The 19,775-nt window shown below is 31.9% G+C and carries 17 protein-coding genes; 12 read left to right on the forward strand and 5 right to left on the reverse strand.

All coding sequences use genetic code 11. The features are described from left to right. Positions 1-155: 155 nt before the first annotated feature. The 4 genes from ABWP20_RS06650 to ABWP20_RS06665 form a co-directional block, all read right to left on the reverse strand. Entirely contained in the window at positions 156-419 is a 264-nt protein-coding gene (locus tag ABWP20_RS06650; RefSeq protein ID WP_353094956.1) for a hypothetical protein, read from the reverse strand. Positions 420-428: 9 nt separating this feature from the next. Next, entirely contained in the window at positions 429-2,423 is a 1,995-nt protein-coding gene (gene feoB, locus ABWP20_RS06655) for a ferrous iron transport protein B (protein WP_353094958.1), read from the reverse strand. A 50-nt stretch (positions 2,424-2,473) separates the two neighbouring features. Further along, positions 2,474-2,698 (reverse strand): FeoA family protein, encoded by a 225-nt coding sequence (locus ABWP20_RS06660; protein WP_353094960.1) that lies wholly within the window; start codon positions 2,696-2,698, stop codon positions 2,474-2,476. 141 nt (positions 2,699-2,839) lie between these two features. Further along, a complete protein-coding gene (locus ABWP20_RS06665) occupies positions 2,840-4,552 on the reverse strand; it encodes a sigma-54 interaction domain-containing protein (RefSeq protein ID WP_353094962.1) in 1,713 nt (570 codons plus the stop codon). A gap of 222 nt (positions 4,553-4,774) precedes the next feature. Here ABWP20_RS06665 and ABWP20_RS06670 point away from each other — a divergent pair, with 222 nt between their 5' ends. From ABWP20_RS06670 to ABWP20_RS06710, 9 genes are all read left to right on the forward strand, one after another. Continuing rightward, the gene (locus ABWP20_RS06670; protein ID WP_353094964.1) at positions 4,775-5,551 is read left to right on the forward strand and encodes an SDR family NAD(P)-dependent oxidoreductase; all 777 of its coding nucleotides are present in this window, start codon (positions 4,775-4,777) and stop codon (positions 5,549-5,551) included. A 21-nt stretch (positions 5,552-5,572) separates the two neighbouring features. Then, complete coding sequence (gcvPA, locus tag ABWP20_RS06675; RefSeq protein ID WP_353094965.1) at positions 5,573-6,976, forward strand: aminomethyl-transferring glycine dehydrogenase subunit GcvPA; 1,404 nt, start codon at positions 5,573-5,575, stop codon at positions 6,974-6,976. A gap of 21 nt (positions 6,977-6,997) precedes the next feature. Beyond that, on the forward strand, positions 6,998-8,560 hold the full coding sequence (gene gcvPB, locus ABWP20_RS06680) for an aminomethyl-transferring glycine dehydrogenase subunit GcvPB (RefSeq protein ID WP_353094967.1): 1,563 nt from the start codon (positions 6,998-7,000) through the stop codon (positions 8,558-8,560). A gap of 4 nt (positions 8,561-8,564) precedes the next feature. Continuing rightward, the gene (locus ABWP20_RS06685; RefSeq protein ID WP_353094969.1) at positions 8,565-9,689 is read left to right on the forward strand and encodes an ATP-NAD kinase family protein; all 1,125 of its coding nucleotides are present in this window, start codon (positions 8,565-8,567) and stop codon (positions 9,687-9,689) included. 89 nt (positions 9,690-9,778) lie between these two features. Continuing rightward, the gene (locus tag ABWP20_RS06690; RefSeq protein WP_353094971.1) at positions 9,779-11,233 is read left to right on the forward strand and encodes a Na+/H+ antiporter NhaC family protein; all 1,455 of its coding nucleotides are present in this window, start codon (positions 9,779-9,781) and stop codon (positions 11,231-11,233) included. A 234-nt stretch (positions 11,234-11,467) separates the two neighbouring features. After that, positions 11,468-13,843 carry a heavy metal translocating P-type ATPase gene (locus ABWP20_RS06695; RefSeq protein WP_353094973.1) on the forward strand — a complete coding sequence of 792 codons (2,376 nt, stop codon included), beginning with the start codon at positions 11,468-11,470 and terminating at the stop codon, positions 13,841-13,843. A gap of 76 nt (positions 13,844-13,919) precedes the next feature. Further along, positions 13,920-14,126 carry a heavy-metal-associated domain-containing protein gene (locus ABWP20_RS06700; RefSeq protein WP_353094975.1) on the forward strand — a complete coding sequence of 69 codons (207 nt, stop codon included), beginning with the start codon at positions 13,920-13,922 and terminating at the stop codon, positions 14,124-14,126. A 15-nt stretch (positions 14,127-14,141) separates the two neighbouring features. Next, positions 14,142-14,411 carry a metal-sensing transcriptional repressor gene (locus ABWP20_RS06705; protein ID WP_353094977.1) on the forward strand — a complete coding sequence of 90 codons (270 nt, stop codon included), beginning with the start codon at positions 14,142-14,144 and terminating at the stop codon, positions 14,409-14,411. A 151-nt stretch (positions 14,412-14,562) separates the two neighbouring features. Continuing rightward, on the forward strand, positions 14,563-14,736 hold the full coding sequence (locus tag ABWP20_RS06710; protein WP_353094979.1) for an aspartyl-phosphate phosphatase Spo0E family protein: 174 nt from the start codon (positions 14,563-14,565) through the stop codon (positions 14,734-14,736). A 111-nt stretch (positions 14,737-14,847) separates the two neighbouring features. Here ABWP20_RS06710 and ABWP20_RS06715 read toward each other — a convergent pair whose 3' ends face one another. After that, entirely contained in the window at positions 14,848-15,243 is a 396-nt protein-coding gene (locus ABWP20_RS06715) for a helix-turn-helix domain-containing protein (RefSeq protein ID WP_353094981.1), read from the reverse strand. A 153-nt stretch (positions 15,244-15,396) separates the two neighbouring features. On the opposite strand from ABWP20_RS06715, the gene ABWP20_RS06720 reads away from it, so the two are divergent. The 3 genes from ABWP20_RS06720 to clpB all read left to right on the forward strand — a co-directional run bounded on the left by ABWP20_RS06720 (position 15,397) and on the right by clpB (position 19,610). Further along, positions 15,397-15,561 (forward strand): aspartyl-phosphate phosphatase Spo0E family protein, encoded by a 165-nt coding sequence (locus tag ABWP20_RS06720; RefSeq protein WP_353094983.1) that lies wholly within the window; start codon positions 15,397-15,399, stop codon positions 15,559-15,561. Positions 15,562-15,659: 98 nt separating this feature from the next. Continuing rightward, the gene (locus ABWP20_RS06725) at positions 15,660-16,586 is read left to right on the forward strand and encodes a DnaJ C-terminal domain-containing protein (protein ID WP_353094985.1); all 927 of its coding nucleotides are present in this window, start codon (positions 15,660-15,662) and stop codon (positions 16,584-16,586) included. 423 nt (positions 16,587-17,009) lie between these two features. After that, positions 17,010-19,610, forward strand: coding sequence for an ATP-dependent chaperone ClpB (gene clpB / locus ABWP20_RS06730; RefSeq protein ID WP_353094987.1), 2,601 nt, complete (start codon positions 17,010-17,012; stop codon positions 19,608-19,610). Positions 19,611-19,775: the final 165 nt, after the last annotated feature.

Consider the following 19,775-nt stretch of genomic DNA (forward strand, 5'->3'; position numbering starts at 1 on the left):
GGAAATAGTTAAAGTTTTATTTAAATTAATTATACTGCACTTTAGCAATTTATTCAAGTAAAATATTAAAATATATTTTATTTTTTTCTAGTTTTAGATATAAAAAAAACCTTGTTAAAAGAAGAATTTAGCAAGGCCTTTAATACATCAATGATTTATATATTTTCTAATAACCTTTTTCCTTTATCAGTTATTGTAATAGTTTTTATTGGGACTGAATTACAAAAAGCTTTCATTGAACAACAACTACATTTGGTTTCACAAGTAGGTGAACCCATGTCTTCAACAATATACTCCATTCTTGATAATTCCTTTACTCCATCTTCAACTAAGACCTCAGATATATCTAAATTTTTTGCTATTAAATGTATGGAGAATACTTTAGCACTAGATATTTCTTTTAAGATATCTTTAAGCATGAGAACCTCCTAAAAACCTAATAATCTACCAACTTGATAAACGATTACTGCTGATATCCAACCTATTATAAAAGTATAGATAGCCATGAATATTGCCCATTTAGCAGAATTAGTTTCCTTTTTTACAGTACCTAGTGCTGCAGCACAAGGAGTATATAAAAGTGTCATTACCATAAAGGAAATAGCAGTAAGTGGAGTAAACACATTTTGTAAGGCGCTAACTAACTGAGAGCCTTCAGATACGCCAGCATATACCATGCCTAGAATAGCTACTACAGCTTCCTTAGCTGCTATACCTGCAAATAGACTAACTGTAGCTTGCCAAGTACCAAATCCAGCAGGTATAAATATTGGTGCTAAAATAGTACCTATTTTACCTAAGACACTTTCTTGACTATATGGTTCCACTCCAAATGGCAATATAGATAAAAGCCAAAGTAAAGAAACTACAATAAATATAATAGTTCCGGCCCTATGAAGGAAATCCCATACCTTATCCCACATATCCCTTAAGACATATTTAAATATAGGTAATCTATATGGTGGTAGTTCCATAATAAAATGAGATGATTCACCTTTAAATAATGTCTTTGAAAATATTTTACCCACTAATAATGCCATTACAATGCCTAGAGCATAAAGTGCAAACAATACTATTCCACCATGTCTAGGGAAAAATGCAGCAATAAACACTAAATAAATAGGTAATCTTGCTCCACAGGACATAAATGGATTAATAAGAAGGGCTATCATTCTATCTTTTTTATTATCTAAAGTCCTAGTAGACATTATACCAGGAACGTTACAACCAAAACCTACTATCATAGATATAAAAGTCTTACCATGAAGACCAAGAGATCTCATTAATCCATCCATTACATAAGCGGCTCTAGCCATATAACCTGTATCCTCTAATATACCAATGAAAAAGTATAATACTACAATAAGAGGTACAAATTCAAATACAGCACCAACTCCGCCAAAAATACCTTCAGAAATAAAAGATTGTAACCATTCTGGTGAATTTGCCATAACCAATAGATTAACTACATATTCCCCAATTTTCTCTATAATAGTTGCCACATATCCTCCGAGTACATCTTGACCAAGGACAAAAGTAAGCTCAAATATTCCAAACATAATTAAAGCAAATATAGGAATTCCCCAATATTTATGGGTAACAATTTTATCTATTTTATCAGTTAGTGTTTCTGATGTATCAGATGGTTTTTTTACAGCTTTATTTACAATTCCACCAATAAAATCATATCTTTTATCTACGATTTGCAATTCATATTCTGTAGCTTTTTCTTCTAAATAAACAAGTCTTTCTTTAATAGGTGCAGGACCTTCATTTTCTATAAGTCTGTAGACTTCCTTATCACCTTCTAATAGTTTTATAGCTACCCATTTATTAGGATATTCTAAGCTTGAATTACTAAGCATAGACCTTATATTTTCAATTTCTTTATCAATATCTTGTCCATAGCTAAATGTCAAATTGGAACTTTCTTTTTCTTTGGCATATTGAATAGACTTATCAATTAATTTATCTAAACCCTCAGATTTAGAAGCAATAGTAGGTATTACTGGAACCCCTAGTTCTTGTGATAATTTATCTAAATCTATTTCAATATTCTTTTGTTTAGCTTCATCCATCATATTAAGGGCCACAATAACTTTTGTACCCATTTCAATTAATTGTGTTGTTAAATATAGATTTCTTTCAATATTAGTAGCATCAACTACATTGATTACGACATCTGGGTTTCCTTTAAGTATATAATCACGAGCAACCACTTCATCTTCTGAATAGGCTCCAAGACTATAGGTACCAGGCAAGTCAACAACATTATATTGATTACCTTTATATTTAAATTTTCCTTCCTTTTTTTCAACAGTAACCCCGGGCCAGTTTCCAACATGTTGGTTAGAACCAGTTAGGGCATTGAACAACGTAGTTTTTCCACTATTAGGATTACCTACAAGAGCAATGGTATTCAAAAAAATTCCTCCTTTATAAATGATAGCCATTATCAATTAACAACAAAAAATTAACGCTCCACTATAATATGACAGGCTAACCCACGACCTAGAGCCAATTTGTTGCCAGACAGATTGATAATAAGAGGACCAAAGTCGTTTTTTATAACTTTAACACATGCATTTTTATGAAGTCCAAGCTCATATAATCTTTTTTTAGCCTTACAACATCCTGAAATTTCCTTAACCCTTCCGCACTCATTAGGCTTCAAAGAAACTAAAGATAAAGTGCCCATAAATATCATCCTTCCATATGCGATATAAATCATAATGATAACGATTCTCAACATTTTAAGTATAATATATTTTTTAGATAAAAGCAATGATTTTGTTGCAAATAGTGGCTTGTATAAATTGTAAATTAATTCGTTGGAAACCTATAATTCTAAATCTTTTATTTTCCGATATAGTGTTCTAAGACTAATGCCTAATTCCTCAGATGCCCTTTCTTTTCCTTGTAAATCCCAGCCATATTTATTAAGGGTATCGATAATTAAATCTTCCTCTTTTTGTGCAATTAATTCTTTAAAATCCTTTCTTCTATTGTTAGCTTTTATAATTCTCTTGGGAAGGCTTTCAAGCTGAATAGTTTCTGTATCCTCCATATTGATTGCATATTCAATTGTATTTTCAAGTTCTCTTATATTTCCAGGCCATGAATATGATTTCATAAGATCTAAGGTTTCCTTGGAAATACTCTTAATACTTTTCATCAATCTTCTATTATATTTATTTATAAAATGAATAGAAAGTAAATCTATATCAGATAGCCTTTCATTTAGTGGAGGTAAATAAATTGGTATAACATTTAATCTATAGAATAAATCGTCTCTAAATTTATTTTCGCTTATCATTGATTCTAGATCCTGATTAGTTGCGGCTAATATTCTAATATCTAATGGAATATTTGTAGTACCACCTAATCGTTGAATAGTATTTTCTTGAAGTACTCGAAGTAGCTTAGACTGTAGATGAATTGGCAGTTCACCTATTTCATCTAAGAAGATAGAGCCGCCGTTGGCCATTTCAAATATACCTAATTTACCACCTTTTTTAGCACCAGTGAAAGCCCCTTCTTCATAGCCAAAAAGTTCAGATTCAAAAAGTGATTCTGGTATATTGGAGCAATTTATTGGAATAAAAGGATTATTAGCTCTATTGCCGGTATAATGAATGGCTTTTGCTATCATTTCTTTACCTGTTCCTGTATCACCAGTTATTAAAACTGATGATGAGGAATTAGCTGTTTTCTTTATCATTAATTTGATATTTTTAATTTGATGATTATTAGAGATAATGGCATCTAAATAGTCTTTATGAATAATATTCTTTGAACTACTTTTTTCTCTTTCCAATTTTAAAATATAAGCCAGTATCTCTCCACCTATTTTCAAAGGCTTAGAGTGTAGTATTCCTTTAAAATTTTCTGTAGCACAGTACTTTTTACCTTCCTTTATTCCGTTAAATATCCAATTTGTAATATCCTTGGGAAACATAAGGTCTATAGTCTGAGTATATAAATCACAATAAGAAAATAAATCTTCTACACCTTTACTCCAATGAATTAGAACTCCCTTATTATCTATAATAAGATAATTATTATCTGTTTCTTCAATAATAGATCCTATTATTTCATGGAGAATTTGAGTATATTTTTTGGAGTTTTCATTAAAAGCAAACATAGATATTAAATTTGAGATATCCTCCAACATATCTGTATAAACACGAATATTATCTTCAATCCTGTTATGTCCTTCTTGGGAAAATGATGTAAGGCTTATTACACCTATAGGATCTCCATTTAATTTTACACAAGATAAAATTTCTATAGTTGAAGGACAGTTATTAACAAATCTACAGCCAATACATGATTTCATAAGTCCCGGTTTGTTTACAATTACATTTCCTTGATTTAGAACTTCTTCAATAGATGCTGAATGTACGTTTTGACCTTTTCTTTGTAAATAGACTTGAGTGCTACTTACTAATTCTGCATTAGTATTAAATATTGCATATTCCATGTCAGTTAGGTTAGCCATTGTTGATATTATATTTGTTAAACTACCTTTTAAGTTTCTTAAATCAATCATATTGGTCACCTGCCATATGTAGCAATAAAATTGCTATATTTGTCATTAAAGACAATCTAATTATACCACATTACTCTAATAAAATAATTGTGAAATTATTAAAAGTCTGAAAATATAGGGAATTTGATAAAAATATTTTTTTACCTAGCATTTTGGCATGATTAATGCAATATAGTCATATCAATAGGACTTAATGAAAATTATTTTACGAGGAGGAGAGTTATGAATAACCCATTGAGTTTAGAAGGTAAGGTGGCAGTTATTTCAGGAGGAGCTTCTGGTATAGGACTTGGTACAGGTAAATTGTTAGCGGAATATGGTGCAAAGGTTGTATTACTTGATATTAATCAGGAAAAAGGGGATATGGCAGCTGGAGAAATTATAGATGAAGGCAATTTTGCCATATTCAAAAGATGTGATGTAACTAATGATGAGAATTGTAAAAATACTATTGAATCTATAGAAAAGGAATTTGGAAGAATTGATATATTATTTAACAATGCAGGAGTTACTGTTAGAAAGACAGTTGTCGATTTAACAGAAAAAGAATGGGATTTTGTCATTGGTGTAGGTCTTAAAGGTACGTATTTGCTTTCCAAATATACTATACCGATTATGGCTAAAAATGGGGGAGGAAGTATAATAAACACTGGTTCAGGCTGGGGACTAAAGGGTGGAGATAAGGCTGCTGTATATTGTGCAGTAAAAGGTGGAATTGTGAATCTAACTCGAGCTATGGCAATTGACCATGGTCCGCAAAATATTAGAGTCAATTCTATAAATCCAGGGGATACTGACACAGCAATGTTAAGAGATGAAGGAAGACAGCTTGGAGAAACGGAGATAGATGATTTTCTTGTGGAATCAGCTAAAGGTAGACCGTTAGAAAGATTAGGTACACCACTAGATATTGCAAAAGCAGTACTATTTTTGTGCAGTGATTTATCAACTTGGATTACTGGAGCTGCCTTAGTTGTAGATGGCGGTGGAATTGCATAATAAAATTTAGGAGGTAGAAGTATGACAATACGTGGATTTAAAAATCATCCCTATATTCCAAATTCAGATGTAGAAGTTCAGCAAGAGATGTTAAAGGAAATAGGTTTAAAGTCCCTAGAAGACTTACATGTTGAGATACCAGAAGAATTGAAGTTAAAGAAATCTTTGAATTTGCCAAAGCCTTTTGAGTCAGAATATGAGCTAGAAAGGGGCATAGAAAAAATATTAAAGAAGAATATATCATCTAAAGAATATTTGAATTTTCTTGGAGCTGGATGCTGGCAGCATTATGTACCAGCTGTGTGTGATGAGATAAATAGTAGGTCGGAATTCTTAACTGGTTATGCTGGAGAGCCATATAATGACCATGGTAGATTTCAGACATTATTTGAATATGAATCTTTGTTAGCTGAATTGCTTGATATGGATGTTGTAAATGTGCCAACTTTTGATTGGGGTCAGGCAGCAGCTACATCTCTTAGAATGGCTTCCAGAATTACTGAAAAGTCAGAGGCATTAGTTGTAGGGACTATAAGTATTGAGAGACTAATGATAATGAAAAATTATTGTGATCCTGGAGTTAAAATAGTTTTAATTGACTATGATGAAGAAACTGGAAAAATGGATTTAGAAGATTTAAAGAAAAAAATCTCCAATAATACTGCAGCAATATACTTTGAAAATCCATCATACTTAGGGTTCGTTGAAGACCAAGGAGCTGAAATATCTAAAATAGCCCACGAAGCTGGAGCAATATCTGTAGTTGGTGTTGACCCAAGTAGTTTGGGAGTTATGGCACCACCATCATCATATGGGGCTGATATTATATGTGGAGATCTTCAACCTTTAGGAATGCATATGAATTATGGTGGGGGGCAATCAGGATTTATTTCTACTAGAGATGAAGAAAAGTTTGTAATGGAATATCCATCTAGATTATTTGGTGTGGCACCAACTATTAAAGATGGAGAATATGGATTTGGGGATATAGCATATGAAAGAACTTCTTTTGGAAATTTAAGAGAGAAAGGCAAGGAATATGTAGGTACTCAGACGGCTTTATTAGGCATTACTGCAGGAGTTTATTTATCTTTAATGGGACCTAATGGAATGGTTGAATTAGGGCAAAATATTATACAAAAATCTTTATATACAATTGAAGAATTATCTAAAATCAAAGGTGTTAAAGGTTCTAGATTTAACAATATAAGTTTTAAAGAATTTGTAGTGGATTTTAATGATACTGGAAAAACCGTAAAGGAAATAAATAAAAAATTGTTAGAGGAAGGCATATTTGGCGGTAAGAATTTGTCTGAGGAATTTCCTAGATTAGGTCAATCTGCTTTATATTGTGTTACTGAAGTTCATTTAAAGGAAGATATAGATGTTTTAGTAAATGCCATTAGAAAAATCATCGAAGGATAATCTATAGAAAGGATTGATTAAATGAAGCGAATAAATAGAAACTCTAGAGTTACAGACTTCCACCAAGCAAGATGGAATGAACCAATTATATTTGAGCTAAGCCGTAAAGGCGAAAGGGGAATGTTGGTTCCTAAGGCAGAAGAAGCTATTGTTAATCAAGTAGGAGATGGATTATCCAAACTTCCCTTAGGCATTAGAAGAAAAGAATTACCTAATTTACCGGAAATAAATCAAAAAAGGGTTTTAATGCATTATTTAAGGCTTTCTCAGGAAACTTTAGGTGGAGATATAAATATAGAAATTGGTCAAGGAACATGTACTGTAAAATATAATCCAAAGATTAACGATAAAATTGCTAATACTGAAAAGATGATGGATTTACATCCTTTACAAGATGAAAGTACAGTTCAAGGTATATTAGAAATAATGTATAAAACAGATTTAATGATGAGAGAAATCTCAGGTATGGATTATTTTAGTTTTCAGCCAGGTGGAGGCTCTCAAGCTACTATGACTATGGCCTCTATTGTTAGGATATATCACAGATTAAGAGGAGAAGAACATAAGCGGGATGAGATAATAACTACAGTATACTCACATCCTTCTGATGCGGCAGCACCAGCTCTAAAAGGATATAAAATAATTACAATTATGGCTGATGAAAACGGACATCCAGATTATGAAGCTTTTAAATCTGCAGTTAGTGAAAGGACGGCTGCATTTGTTGTGGCAAATCCTGAAGATACAGGTATATTTAATCCAAGGATAAAGGAATTTACGGATTTAGTGACAAGGGCTGGAGGATTAAATTGCTATGATCAAGCTAATGCCAATGGACTTTTTGGTATAGCAAGAGCTAGGGAAGCAGGATTTCATATATGCTATTTTAATCTTCACAAATCCTTTGGAACACCTCATGGCTGCGGGGGACCAGGTTCTGGTGCGGTGGGAGTTATAGAGGAGCTGAAACAATACTTACCAAAACCATTAGTAGATTATGATGGCGAAAAATATTTCCTAGATTATGATTTGAAAAATAGCATTGGAAAAGTAAAAGCTTTTTATGGTACACCTCAAGTTGTTCTTAAAGCATATGCTTGGATAATGAGTTTAGGAGCAGAGGGGTTATATGAGGTTGCTAAGGTGGCATCTCTTAACAATTTGTATTTAATTAAAAAATTATTAGAGCATAATGGAATAACGGTTCCATATAAAATAGATACACAAAGAGTTGAGCAGGCTAGATATACTATTGAGAAAATAACTCAGGATACTGGAATCACTTCTGCTGATATATCCCGTAGAGTAATGGATTTTGGTATGCATATTTGGTCAAGTCATCACCCTTATTATATTCCTGAGCCAATTACATTGGAGCCAACAGAATCACCTTCTAAGGAAGATTTAGATGAGTATGTAGACACGCTACATCATATATTTAAAGAAGCCTATGAAACACCAGAAATAATTCATGATGCACCGCATAATAGTACTATTCATCAAGTAGATGAATCTAGCTTAGATGACCCAGAAAAATGGTGCCCTTCTTGGAAGGTATATCTTAGAAAGACAAGAGAAGATTAATTAGATGAGTAGTATGAAAACTATTGGATTAATTATCAATCCTATTGCTGGAATGGGTGGTAGAGTTGGACTTAAAGGGACAGATGGCAAATTAATTTTGGATATGGCAATAAAACTAGGGGCTGTAAAGGAAGCTCCTAGTAAGGCAATTAAGGCTTTGAGAAAACTTAAATCCATTAAGGAAGAATTATTGATATTAACTTCCTCTTTAGATATGGGGGAAAATCAATGTAGACTTTTGGGATTTAATTATGAAATAGTTCATAAATCTAATCAAGAAACTAATGCTTTTGATACTTTAAAGACAGCTAAAATAATGGAAGAAAGGGGTGTTGAACTAATTATTTTTGTAGGTGGAGATGGTACTGCTAGGAATGTTTACGAGGCTGTAGGAAATAGAGTAGTTGTAATTGGTATTCCTGCTGGTGTAAAAATTCATTCTCCAGTCTATGGAAATACACCAGAATCAGCTGGGGAATTGGCTTTATTGTATTTGAATAATGATAATCTCTATGCAAAAGAGGAGGAAGTTGTTGATATAGATGAAGAAGCCTTTAGGAATGATGAAGTAAGAACCCAACTCTTTGGTTATCTAAAAATACCTTATAAGAAAGAATTATTACAAAATAAAAAAGCTCCTACTCCTTTGGGAGAGGAGGAAAATAAATACGCGATTGCATTAGATATCATAGACAACATGGAAAAAGATATATATTACCTAATAGGTCCGGGAACAACTACTAGGGCTATTATGGAGAAATTAGATTTGCCAAGTACTTTATTGGGAGTGGATATAGTTAAAGATAAAAAAGTAGTTAAATTGGATTGTAATGAAAAGGATATCTTAGGTATTTTAGCTGATGAAAATGGAAAGTTAATCATAACTCCAACAGGTGGTCAAGGATATCTTTTAGGAAGAGGAAACCAACAGATAAGTCCTAAGGTACTTAAAAGAATTGGAAGGGATAATATCTTAATAATATCTACTAATTCTAAAATAATTGAATTAAAAGGAAATTCTCTCTTAATATACACAGGAGATAAGGATATGGATAGGGAATTAACAGGATATTATAGGGTTAAAGTTGGCTACAAAATGGATATTATATATAGGGTTTCAGGAGTATAAATGAAACCTTATTTTATAAAAAGATATTTCAGAAAATTGAGAAAATTGATAAACCATTAACAAACCCAATTTATCAAGGAGGTAATATTATGGCGTTTATTAAATTAACACCTATATTTTTATTGGCAGGATTAATGATATCTGGTATGGATTTAGTTATGGCAGCACCTTTATCTACAATTTATGCTGGATTGGTGGCTGGATTTACTGAGAAGCATAGATATGATGAAATAATGGAAAATGGTTTTAAAGCTGTAAAGGAAATGATTCTAGTATTCTTCATTTTAATGTTTGCATATGCAGTGGCAGAAACCTTTATGGCAACGGGAGTTGGCGCATCTATTATAATCATTTCTTTAAAATTAGGAGTTACTGCTAAAACTGTGGCTGTAGTTGGATTTATAGTTACATCTCTATTATCCATAGCTACGGGAACCTCTTGGGGAACCTTTGCATCTTGTGCACCAGTATTTTTATGGCTTAACCATATAGTAGGAGGAGATGTCTTACTTACAACAGCTGCAATAGCTGGAGGGTCATGCTTTGGGGATAATATTGGATTGATTTCAGATACAACAGTTGTGAGCTCTGGATTACAAAAAGTTAATGTAACTGATAGAGTTAGACATCAAGGAGTTTGGTCAGCTTTAGTGTTGGTTGTATCTGGAATAGTAATATATTTAGTTAGCCTTTCAATGGGATTACCTAATACAGTAGGTAGTGCTGCTGAGGCTATTAACTCCATACCTGCTGATGTATTTGAAAGATTAGCAAAGGTTAGACCTGCGGCAGTTACATTACTAGAACAAGTGAAATCAGGGGTTCCTTATTTTATGGTTATTCCTATGTTTATTGTAATAGCCATAGCCTTTAAAGGAGTTCCTACTATGATCTGTCTTGGTGCTGGAATTGTCTCGGCACTTATCTTTGGATTAGCTGCTGGTACAGTGGAATCTTTAAAAAGTTTTTTAGGATTAGTTCAGACTGGATTTGAATCGGCAGGAAGTTGGTCAATAGTTATGATGCTTTGGATAGGTGCCTTTGGCGGTATTATGAGTAGTATTAATGCATTTAAGCCTATATCCGATTTTGTACTTAAGATTTCTAAATCAGTTAGACAATTAATGTTCTATAACGGTGTTCTTTGCTTAATCGGCAATGCTGCTTTAGCTGATGAAATGGCACAAATAGTAACTATTGGACCAATAATAAAGGAAATGACAGATGAAAATGTAGAAGCATCAGAAGAAGATATGTATAAACTAAGATTGAGAAATTCAGCATTTTCAGATGCAATGGGAGTATTTGGATCTCAGCTAATTCCTTGGCATTGTTATATGGGATTTTATGTAGCTATATGTATGGCGGTCTATCCCTTAAAAGAAATTACAGCTTTAGATATTATGAAATATAATTATATGGCAATAATAGCCGTAGTTTCAATGCTAGTTCTTACATTAACAGGACTTGATAGGTTCATTCCGTTATTTAAAATACCATCAGAACCTCAAGTAAGTTTAAAGAAGAAAAAACAAAAAGCATAAAATTAGCATTTAATATATTTACTTCCTTTGTTTGAAATAGGTTAAAATTCATATAGATTAATTTATATTTATATTGGGTATATTTAAAAGACCTCTAAAGATTAAGACCTTTAGAGGTCTTTATGTATAATTAGAAGTTATTATAAAATAATATTGACAAAGCAGAAAGTTGATAATATAATATAAGCGAATGCACCCCCCATGGGGGAGGGGATAAAACAAAGGAGTGATATAATGGCAATCAAAAAGATAAGTATAGATATAGTTGGCATGACTTGTGCTGCCTGCTCAACGAGAGTTGAAAAAGTATTATCGAAACAAGAAGGGGTAGTATCTGTAGTTGTAAACTTATTGGCTAATAAGGCTAATATTGAATTTGACTCAGATAAGATCGAGCCTCAAGACTTAATTAAAGTCATAGAAAAGACAGGATATAAGGTTCCGCTATTGAAAACAACATTAATAGTTGGAGGTATGACCTGTGCTGCTTGCTCTACTAGGGTAGAAAAGGTATTAAATAAACTTGATGGTGTAACTAAAGCTAATGTAAATCTATCTACTAATAAGGCAGTAGTAGAATACCCATCTGGATTAATAGAAGAAGATATCTTAGTTAAAACCATAGAGAAAGCTGGATATAATGCAGAGGTAGAGGTTGAAAGAGATTTAGATAGGGAAAAAGAACTGAGGGAAAAGGAAATCAAATCTCTTAAGACTTCCTTTATGTTTTCGGCAGCGCTTAGCCTGCCTTTATTCTCAGCTATGTTCTTCCATATGGCTGGAGTTCATACTATTTTAACTAATGGCTGGTTTCAATTAATCCTTGCAACTCCTGTACAATTTATCATAGGTTATAGATTTTATAAAGGAGCATATAACTCTTTAAGAGGCGGAGGAGCTAATATGGATGTTTTAGTATCTATGGGAACTTCCTCAGCTTATTTGTACAGTATATATAACCTTATAAAGGGAGTTAATGAATATTATTTTGAAGCTTCAGCAGTTATTATAACTTTAATTCTTTTGGGGAAAACCTTTGAGGCAGTTGCAAAGGGGAAAACTTCTGAGGCAATAAAAAAACTAATGGGATTGCAGCCAAAAACAGCTAGAGTTATAAAAGATGGAGTAGAGAAGGATATTCCAATAGAAAAAGTGGAAATTGGAGATATTATAGTAGTTAGACCAGGAGAAAAAATTCCAGTAGATGGAGTAATTGTAGAGGGACATTCAGCTGTTGATGAGTCTATGATTACAGGGGAAAGTATTCCAATAGATAAAGCTGTAGATGATGAGGTAATAGGTGCTACAATAAATAAATTTGGTACATTTAAGTTTAGAGCAAATAAAATAGGCAAGGATACAGTATTATCTCAAATAATTAAACTTGTTGAGGATGCCCAAGGTTCAAAGGCACCAGTTCAAAGATTAGCAGATAAGATATCAGGTATATTTGTTCCAGTAGTTGTAATTATAGCATTAGTTACTTTCCTAGGATTTTATTTTATTAAAGGAGATTTTAATGTAGCTATTATAAATGCAGTGGCAGTTTTAGTTATAGCTTGCCCGTGTGCATTGGGGTTGGCCACACCTACGGCTATTATGGTAGGTACAGGTAAAGGTGCTGAGAAGGGTATATTAATTAAATCAGGAGAGCATCTAGAGAGAGCTCATAAAATGGACACAATAGTATTTGATAAAACGGGAACAATAACTAAAGGTGAGCCAGAAGTAACAAATATTATCACCTTTAATGATGTAGCTGAAAGTGAGATTCTTAGGATAGCTGCTTCAGTAGAAAAAACTTCAGAACATCCTCTAGGTCAGTCCATAGTAAAAAAAGGTGAAGAACAAGCATTAAAGTTATCGGAGCCTGAAAAATTTATGGCAGTTCCGGGAAAAGGACTTGAAGCCACTTTTGAAGGAAAAGAAGTGCTTATTGGTAATAGAAGACTGATGTTTGATAACAATATTTCCATAAAAGATGGAGAAGAAATTTTATTAAAATTAGAAGAAGAAGGAAAAACAGCAATGTTATTATCTTTGGATAATAAGCTGTCTGGTATAATAGCAGTGGCAGACCAAATTAAGGAAACATCAAGGAAAGCCATAGAAGAATTAAAATCTATGGGATTAGATGTATATATGATAACAGGAGACAATGAAAGGACAGCACAGGCAATAGCTAAGGAAGTTGGTATTACCAATGTCTTGGCAGATGTATTACCTGAAAATAAGGCAGAAGTAGTAGAGAAGATTAAATCTGAGGGTAAGCATGTAGGGATGGTTGGTGATGGTATCAATGATGCCCCAGCATTAGCAGCATCAGACGTAGGATTTGCCATAGGTACAGGTACAGATGTGGCCATGGAAGCAGCAGATATTACTCTTATGAGAGGAGATTTATCCGGTGTAGTTACAGCCATAAGACTTAGTCATAGAACTATGAAAACCATAAAGCAAAATCTATTTTGGGCATTTTTCTATAATAGTATAGGTATACCTTTTGCAGCACTTGGATTTTTAGACCCAATGATAGCAGGTGCAGCTATGGCATTTAGTTCAGTTTCTGTAGTTACAAACTCACTTAGGCTAAAGAAATTCAGTGAGTAGTAAAGATTTAATATTTTAGATTATTAACTATTCATTGTGTTTTAGTTATTTGCTAAATTTATAAGGAGGAATAAAAATGAAAAAAACATTATTAGTAGAAGGTATGAATTGTGGACATTGTGAAAAGGCAGTGAAAAATGCATTGGGAGAATTAGATGGTGTTTCAAAGGTAGAAGTAGATTTAAAGTCTAAAAAAGTAGAAATAGAAGGAGAAAACTTAAACGATATCCTTATTAAAGGAGCTATAGAAGATGCAGGATATGATTTAATAGAAATAAGGTAGAAAGTAGTGGATTAAATGAATGAAGGAAAGAGAAGGGCTGCAAGCAAGTTAAAAACTGCTAGAGGGCAAATAGATGGCATAATAAAGATGCTAGAAGATGATAGATACTGTGTAGACGTGTCTACACAGATACTATCTGCCATTGGACTATTAAAAAAGGCAAATATAGATGTATTAAATGGACATATAAGGTCCTGTGTGACTACAGCAATTTTAGAAGGTGAAAAACAAGGTGAAGAAAAGATTGAAGAAATAATAAACATTATAGATAAATATATAAAATAAAAAATAAACTAAAATGGCTTGTATTCTAATAGTAGGTACAGGCTGTTTTAGTCTAGTAATATAAATTTTTAGAAATATTCTAAAAAAATATTGTATGGGTATATTTTTTGCCGTATAATAGTAATATTATTGCTATTAGGAGTGAAGGGATATGAAGAGAAAGATAAACAAAATTAGGGAAAAACTTCATAAAGAGATGGAAATCAAAGATATTACCCAAGAAAACGTAGTTGAAATATCTGAACAATTAGATGAACTTATTGTACAATATTATTTGGAAGAAGAAAAAAGACTTGAAGGAAAAGGGTTTGAAGAAAAGAAATAATTATGTAAATAAGAAATATGCCAACTCCTCCTAATATTAAGAATATCGTTAATTCAAAGGTCAAAGATGGTCAATGTATTATAGATAAATTTATTTATTAAATATTTAAGATTATTTTCCTGTATAAGACAGGATAAGTTTATAAATATCCTTTATTAAGGAGAGTTGTTCTTTAGAACTGCCTTTTAGAATATCTAATAATTCCTTTAATTCTTTATCAATAGACTCCTTATAACTATTATCAAAAGCTTCTAATACGGATATATTCTCCATATAATAAGTATAACCATAGAGGAGATAATCTACCGATACATTTAAACTATGAGATATATTTGCCAATGTATCTGTACTCATTTTACGGTCACCTCTTTCAAGTTGACCAATATAAAATGCTGATAGTTCAACTATTTCAGCGAATCTTTCTCTAGATAATCCTAGCTTTTCTCTTTCTAATCTAATCCTCAATCCAATTTCTTTATAGTTTAATGTCTTTTTAATTTCATTCATTTTCGCCACCTCAATATTACTGTATACATATATCTGTCTTAGCTAAATTGGCTATTGGCATGTAAATAAAATTGCCTATTTGCGCAATAAGGATTGTATTAAGCATAATGAATATTATATAATAAATACAATAAAATTCATTGGAGGGAAAAAATGAAGACAGAAATAGAGAGACTAAGACAAATTTTATATAAGACTATAGAATCTGGAAACTGTAAAGAAGTACTAAAGATAAGTCAGGAATTAGATGAATTAATAATAAAATATATGAAAAATGAAGATAATATAGAGGAAAATAATATTTTACGAGATTCATAGAGCTATTGTATTGATTTTTTTTAATAAAATATGTATAATTGAAGTTAAGGTCAAAGAAAGTCAAAAATAAATTGAATTATAAAAAGGGAGCAGATTGTATGGAGTATAAGGATTATTATAAAATACTAGGGGTAGAAAAAGCTTCGTCTCAAGACGAAATAAAAAAGGCATATAGAAAATTAGCAAAGAAATACCATCCAGACTTACATCCAAATGATGATAAGGCTCAGGAAAAGTTTAAAGAGATAAATGAAGCATATGAAGTGCTAGGTGATGCTGATAAAAAGCAGAAATATGATACATTTGGCTCAGGATATAATTTTACTGGCGGACAAAACTTTGATCCATCTCAATTTGGTTTTGGAAACGGATCTTATACCTATACTACATCAGGAGATTTTAGTGATTTCTTCAATATGTTCTTTGGAGGAGCTGGCGGAGGTCAAAAGACCAGTAGTAGAATGGGCGGATTCGATTTAGGAAATTTATTTGGTGGAGGAAGAAAATCGGCAGGAAGACAAGCGGCATCCTATGAATCGGAATTAAATATTACTTTAGATGAAGGTTATCATGGTGCAAAGAAGAATATTGTCCTTAATATAGGAGGAGAAAATAAATCTATAGCAGTTAATATTCCGAAGGGAATATTGCCTGGGAAAAAATTGAAAGTAAAAGGTGAAAAATGGGGGATAAAAGGGAATATCTTATTTAAGATAAATCTTATTGAAGATGGAAAGAAAAGACTTGAAGGTTTAGATATAGTATCAAAGCTAGACTTATTTCCATGGCAGGCCGCCCTTGGTGATAAAGTAGTAGTATCTACATTAGATGGAAAGATTAAAGTTGATATTCCAAAATCCATTTCATCAGGCAAGAAAATTAGAATACCAAGAAAGGGATATAAGGACATGAAAGGAAATCAGGGAGATTTATATATTGAGATAAATATAATAAATCCACCAAGTCTTACAGAAGAAGAGATCGAACTATATAAGAAATTAAAAGAGATATCTAATAGAAGCTAGAAATTAGATTATCTTTGATATTAAGAGATCTCTAAGAAAAATTAATCATATTAAATAGATTCAGTAACGATACTATTAGAAGTTATCTAAATTTCTTAATATTTTGGGTATATCATAATAATTAAGCTATAGTTAAAGTATTTAAGAGGAAAAAGTATTATATGTATATTAAATATAAGAAAAGAATTAAATCGAAAAAAGGCCAGATAAATGACAAAAATTTTAAATTTATTTGAAGAATTATATATAATATTTGAATTAGTAAGATTAACATCAAAATATATAGAATAATATAAAATAATGTAGAAATTAAAATATAGAAGTAAAATCCTCTTCAGTTTGGGTGTAATAAAATTGATTTTAGAAATTATCCTAGAAGAGGGTTTATATATTTCGAGTTAAATAGAAGGGAGATAGAAAGATATGGATTTAAATAAGTTCACACAAAAATCTTTAGAGGCAGTACAAAATTCACAAGAAATGGCCATAAAAAATGGGAATCCACAATTGGAAGAAATCCATATTCATTATGGCCTAATGCTCCAAAATGATGGATTGATCCCTAAAGTATTATCTTATATGGGAGAAAATCCGGAGCTAATTACCATGGATGTAGAAAGGGAAATAGAGAAATTACCAAAACAATCAGGTAGCGGAGGTTCTATATATCCTAGCAGAATATATACAAAGGTTCTATTAAATTCTCAAGAAGAAGCTAAGAAATTTGGAGATGAGTATGTAGGAGTTGAACATATTTATATATCACTTCTCAAGGAAAAAGCAACAGCATCAGAGAGGATATTTAGTAAATATAATATTAATTTACAAAGATTTTTAGAAGCTTTAAAGAAAATAAGAGGAAATCAAAATATTACCTCAGATAACCCAGAAGCTACTTATGAAGCATTAACTAGATTTGGAAGAGATCTAGTAGAAGAAGCTAAATCTGGGAAGATTGACCCAGTTATAGGAAGAGATAGTGAGATAAGAAATGTAGTTAGGATATTATCTAGGAGAACTAAAAACAATCCAGTTTTAATAGGAGACCCAGGAGTAGGCAAGACAGCCATAGTAGAAGGTCTAGCTCAGAGAATAGTCAATGGTGATGTACCAGAAGGCCTTAAGGATAAGACAATATTTGCATTAGACATGGGAGAATTAATAGCAGGTGCTAAATATAGAGGAGAATTTGAAGAAAGATTAAAGGCAGTATTATCTGAGATAGAAAAATCAGATGGACGAATAATAATGTTCATAGATGAGTTGCATAATATAGTAGGTGCCGGAAGAACTGATGGGGCAATGGATGCATCGAACCTTTTGAAACCTATGTTGGCAAGGGGAGAAGTCCATACTATAGGAGCTACTACATTAGATGAATATAGACAATATATTGAGAAAGATGCAGCATTAGAGAGAAGGTTCCAAAAAGTATTAGTTACAGAACCAACAGTAGAAGATACTATATCTATACTTAGGGGACTAAAAGAGAAATATGAAATCCATCATGGAATAAGAATATCCGATGGTGCCGTAATAGCTGCGGCAACTCTTTCTGACAGGTATATATCTGATAGATTCTTACCTGATAAAGCTATAGATTTAATGGACGAAGCTTCAGCTATGATAAGAACTGAAATAGATTCCATGCCTGTAGAACTTGATGAAATAAGAAGGAGAATACTTCAATTAGAAATAGAAAAATCTGCATTGAAGAAAGAAACCGATGAAGCATCTAAAATAAGGTTGGAAAAACTAGAAAAAGAGTTATCGGATTCTAAAGAGAAATATGATATTATGAAAGCTCAATGGGAAGATGAGAAAAAGAGCATATCTAAAGTTAAAGAGATTAAAGAAGAAATAGATAGAGTAAAAAGACAAATAGAAGAAGCAGAAAGAAAATATGATTTAGAAAAGTTATCACAATTAAAATATGGTACCTTAGTTGAATTAGAGAAAAGACTACAAGAAGCAAATGAAAAGAATGAAAAAGATGAAAGAATGTTAAAAGAAGAGGTTACAGAAGAAGAAATAGCAGAAGTTGTGGCTAAATGGACTGGAATACCAGTGGCTAAATTAGTTGAGACAGAAAGAGAAAAACTTTTAGGTTTAGGTGATATCCTTCATAAAAAAGTAATAGGTCAAGATGAAGCAGTTGAATCTGTAGTAGACGCTGTAATTAGGGCAAGGGCTGGAATGAAACTGTTAAATAGACCTATAGGATCATTTATTTTTCTAGGACCAACTGGAGTAGGTAAAACAGAATTATCTAAAGCTTTAACTTCATCTTTATTTGATGACGAAAGAAATATGATAAGAATAGATATGTCTGAATATATGGAGAAACATTCTGTGTCAAGGCTTATAGGAGCACCTCCAGGATATGTAGGCTATGATGAAGGAGGGCAATTGACAGAGGCAGTTAGGAGAAAACCTTATTCAGTAATCCTATTTGATGAAATAGAAAAGGCTCATCCAGATGTATTCAATATATTGCTTCAAGTATTAGATGACGGAAGATTGACAGATAACCAAGGCAGAACAGTGGATTTCAAAAATACAGTAATAATAATGACTTCTAACATAGGGTCTTCATATTTACTTGAAGGTATAAGACCAGATGGAAGTATAGATGAATCAGCAAGAGATAAAGTAATGAGTGAAATGAGGAGAATGTTTAGACCAGAGTTTTTAAATCGTGTAGATGAAATAGTAATGTTTAAACCATTGCAAAGAGATGAAATCTTTAAGATAATAGATCTTCAAATAGATGAGATTAGTACTCTCCTAGAAGACAGACAAATATCTATAGAACTAACAGATGAAGCAAAAGAGTTTGTTTTAAATAGGGCTTATTCTATTCAATATGGAGCAAGACCAGTTAAGAGATTTTTACAAAAATATCTTGAAACTGAAATTAGTAGAATGATTATTAAAGGAGATTTGAAAGATAAGGATAAAGTATCGGTATCTGTAGAAAATGATGAATTAAAAATAATCTTAAATGTTGACAATAGACCATAGTTTATACTAATTTTCCAATTTTATAAAATAGGTTTTATGGACTTTGGACGTTTATAATAAACTTCAATTATTTTTATTAAATAGTTGGAGTTTATTATTTTTTATTGACTAATATTATTATGGTTAAATAAACGCTAATAATAGGATTAATATTAATTAAATAGG

The sequence above is a fragment of the Tissierella praeacuta genome (assembly GCF_040396155.1).
Classification (GTDB): Bacteria; Bacillota; Clostridia; order Tissierellales; family Tissierellaceae; genus Tissierella; species Tissierella praeacuta_A.

What these genes read in the sequence shown, in the direction of transcription:
- ABWP20_RS06650 (WP_353094956.1), bottom strand. Translation starts at nt 419, where the DNA reads ATGCTTAAAGATATCTTAAAAGAAATATCTAGTGCTAAAGTATTCTCC.
- ABWP20_RS06660 (WP_353094960.1), bottom strand. Translation starts at nt 2,698, where the DNA reads ATGGGCACTTTATCTTTAGTTTCTTTGAAGCCTAATGAGTGCGGAAGG.
- ABWP20_RS06665 (WP_353094962.1), bottom strand. Translation starts at nt 4,552, where the DNA reads ATGATTGATTTAAGAAACTTAAAAGGTAGTTTAACAAATATAATATCA.
- ABWP20_RS06670 (WP_353094964.1), top strand. Translation starts at nt 4,775, where the DNA reads ATGAATAACCCATTGAGTTTAGAAGGTAAGGTGGCAGTTATTTCAGGA.
- gcvPA (WP_353094965.1), top strand. Translation starts at nt 5,573, where the DNA reads ATGACAATACGTGGATTTAAAAATCATCCCTATATTCCAAATTCAGAT.
- gcvPB (WP_353094967.1), top strand. Translation starts at nt 6,998, where the DNA reads ATGAAGCGAATAAATAGAAACTCTAGAGTTACAGACTTCCACCAAGCA.
- ABWP20_RS06685 (WP_353094969.1), top strand. Translation starts at nt 8,565, where the DNA reads ATGAGTAGTATGAAAACTATTGGATTAATTATCAATCCTATTGCTGGA.
- ABWP20_RS06690 (WP_353094971.1), top strand. Translation starts at nt 9,779, where the DNA reads ATGGCGTTTATTAAATTAACACCTATATTTTTATTGGCAGGATTAATG.
- ABWP20_RS06695 (WP_353094973.1), top strand. Translation starts at nt 11,468, where the DNA reads ATGGCAATCAAAAAGATAAGTATAGATATAGTTGGCATGACTTGTGCT.
- ABWP20_RS06700 (WP_353094975.1), top strand. Translation starts at nt 13,920, where the DNA reads ATGAAAAAAACATTATTAGTAGAAGGTATGAATTGTGGACATTGTGAA.
- ABWP20_RS06705 (WP_353094977.1), top strand. Translation starts at nt 14,142, where the DNA reads ATGAATGAAGGAAAGAGAAGGGCTGCAAGCAAGTTAAAAACTGCTAGA.
- ABWP20_RS06710 (WP_353094979.1), top strand. Translation starts at nt 14,563, where the DNA reads ATGAAGAGAAAGATAAACAAAATTAGGGAAAAACTTCATAAAGAGATG.
- ABWP20_RS06715 (WP_353094981.1), bottom strand. Translation starts at nt 15,243, where the DNA reads ATGAATGAAATTAAAAAGACATTAAACTATAAAGAAATTGGATTGAGG.
- ABWP20_RS06720 (WP_353094983.1), top strand. Translation starts at nt 15,397, where the DNA reads ATGAAGACAGAAATAGAGAGACTAAGACAAATTTTATATAAGACTATA.
- ABWP20_RS06725 (WP_353094985.1), top strand. Translation starts at nt 15,660, where the DNA reads ATGGAGTATAAGGATTATTATAAAATACTAGGGGTAGAAAAAGCTTCG.
- clpB (WP_353094987.1), top strand. Translation starts at nt 17,010, where the DNA reads ATGGATTTAAATAAGTTCACACAAAAATCTTTAGAGGCAGTACAAAAT.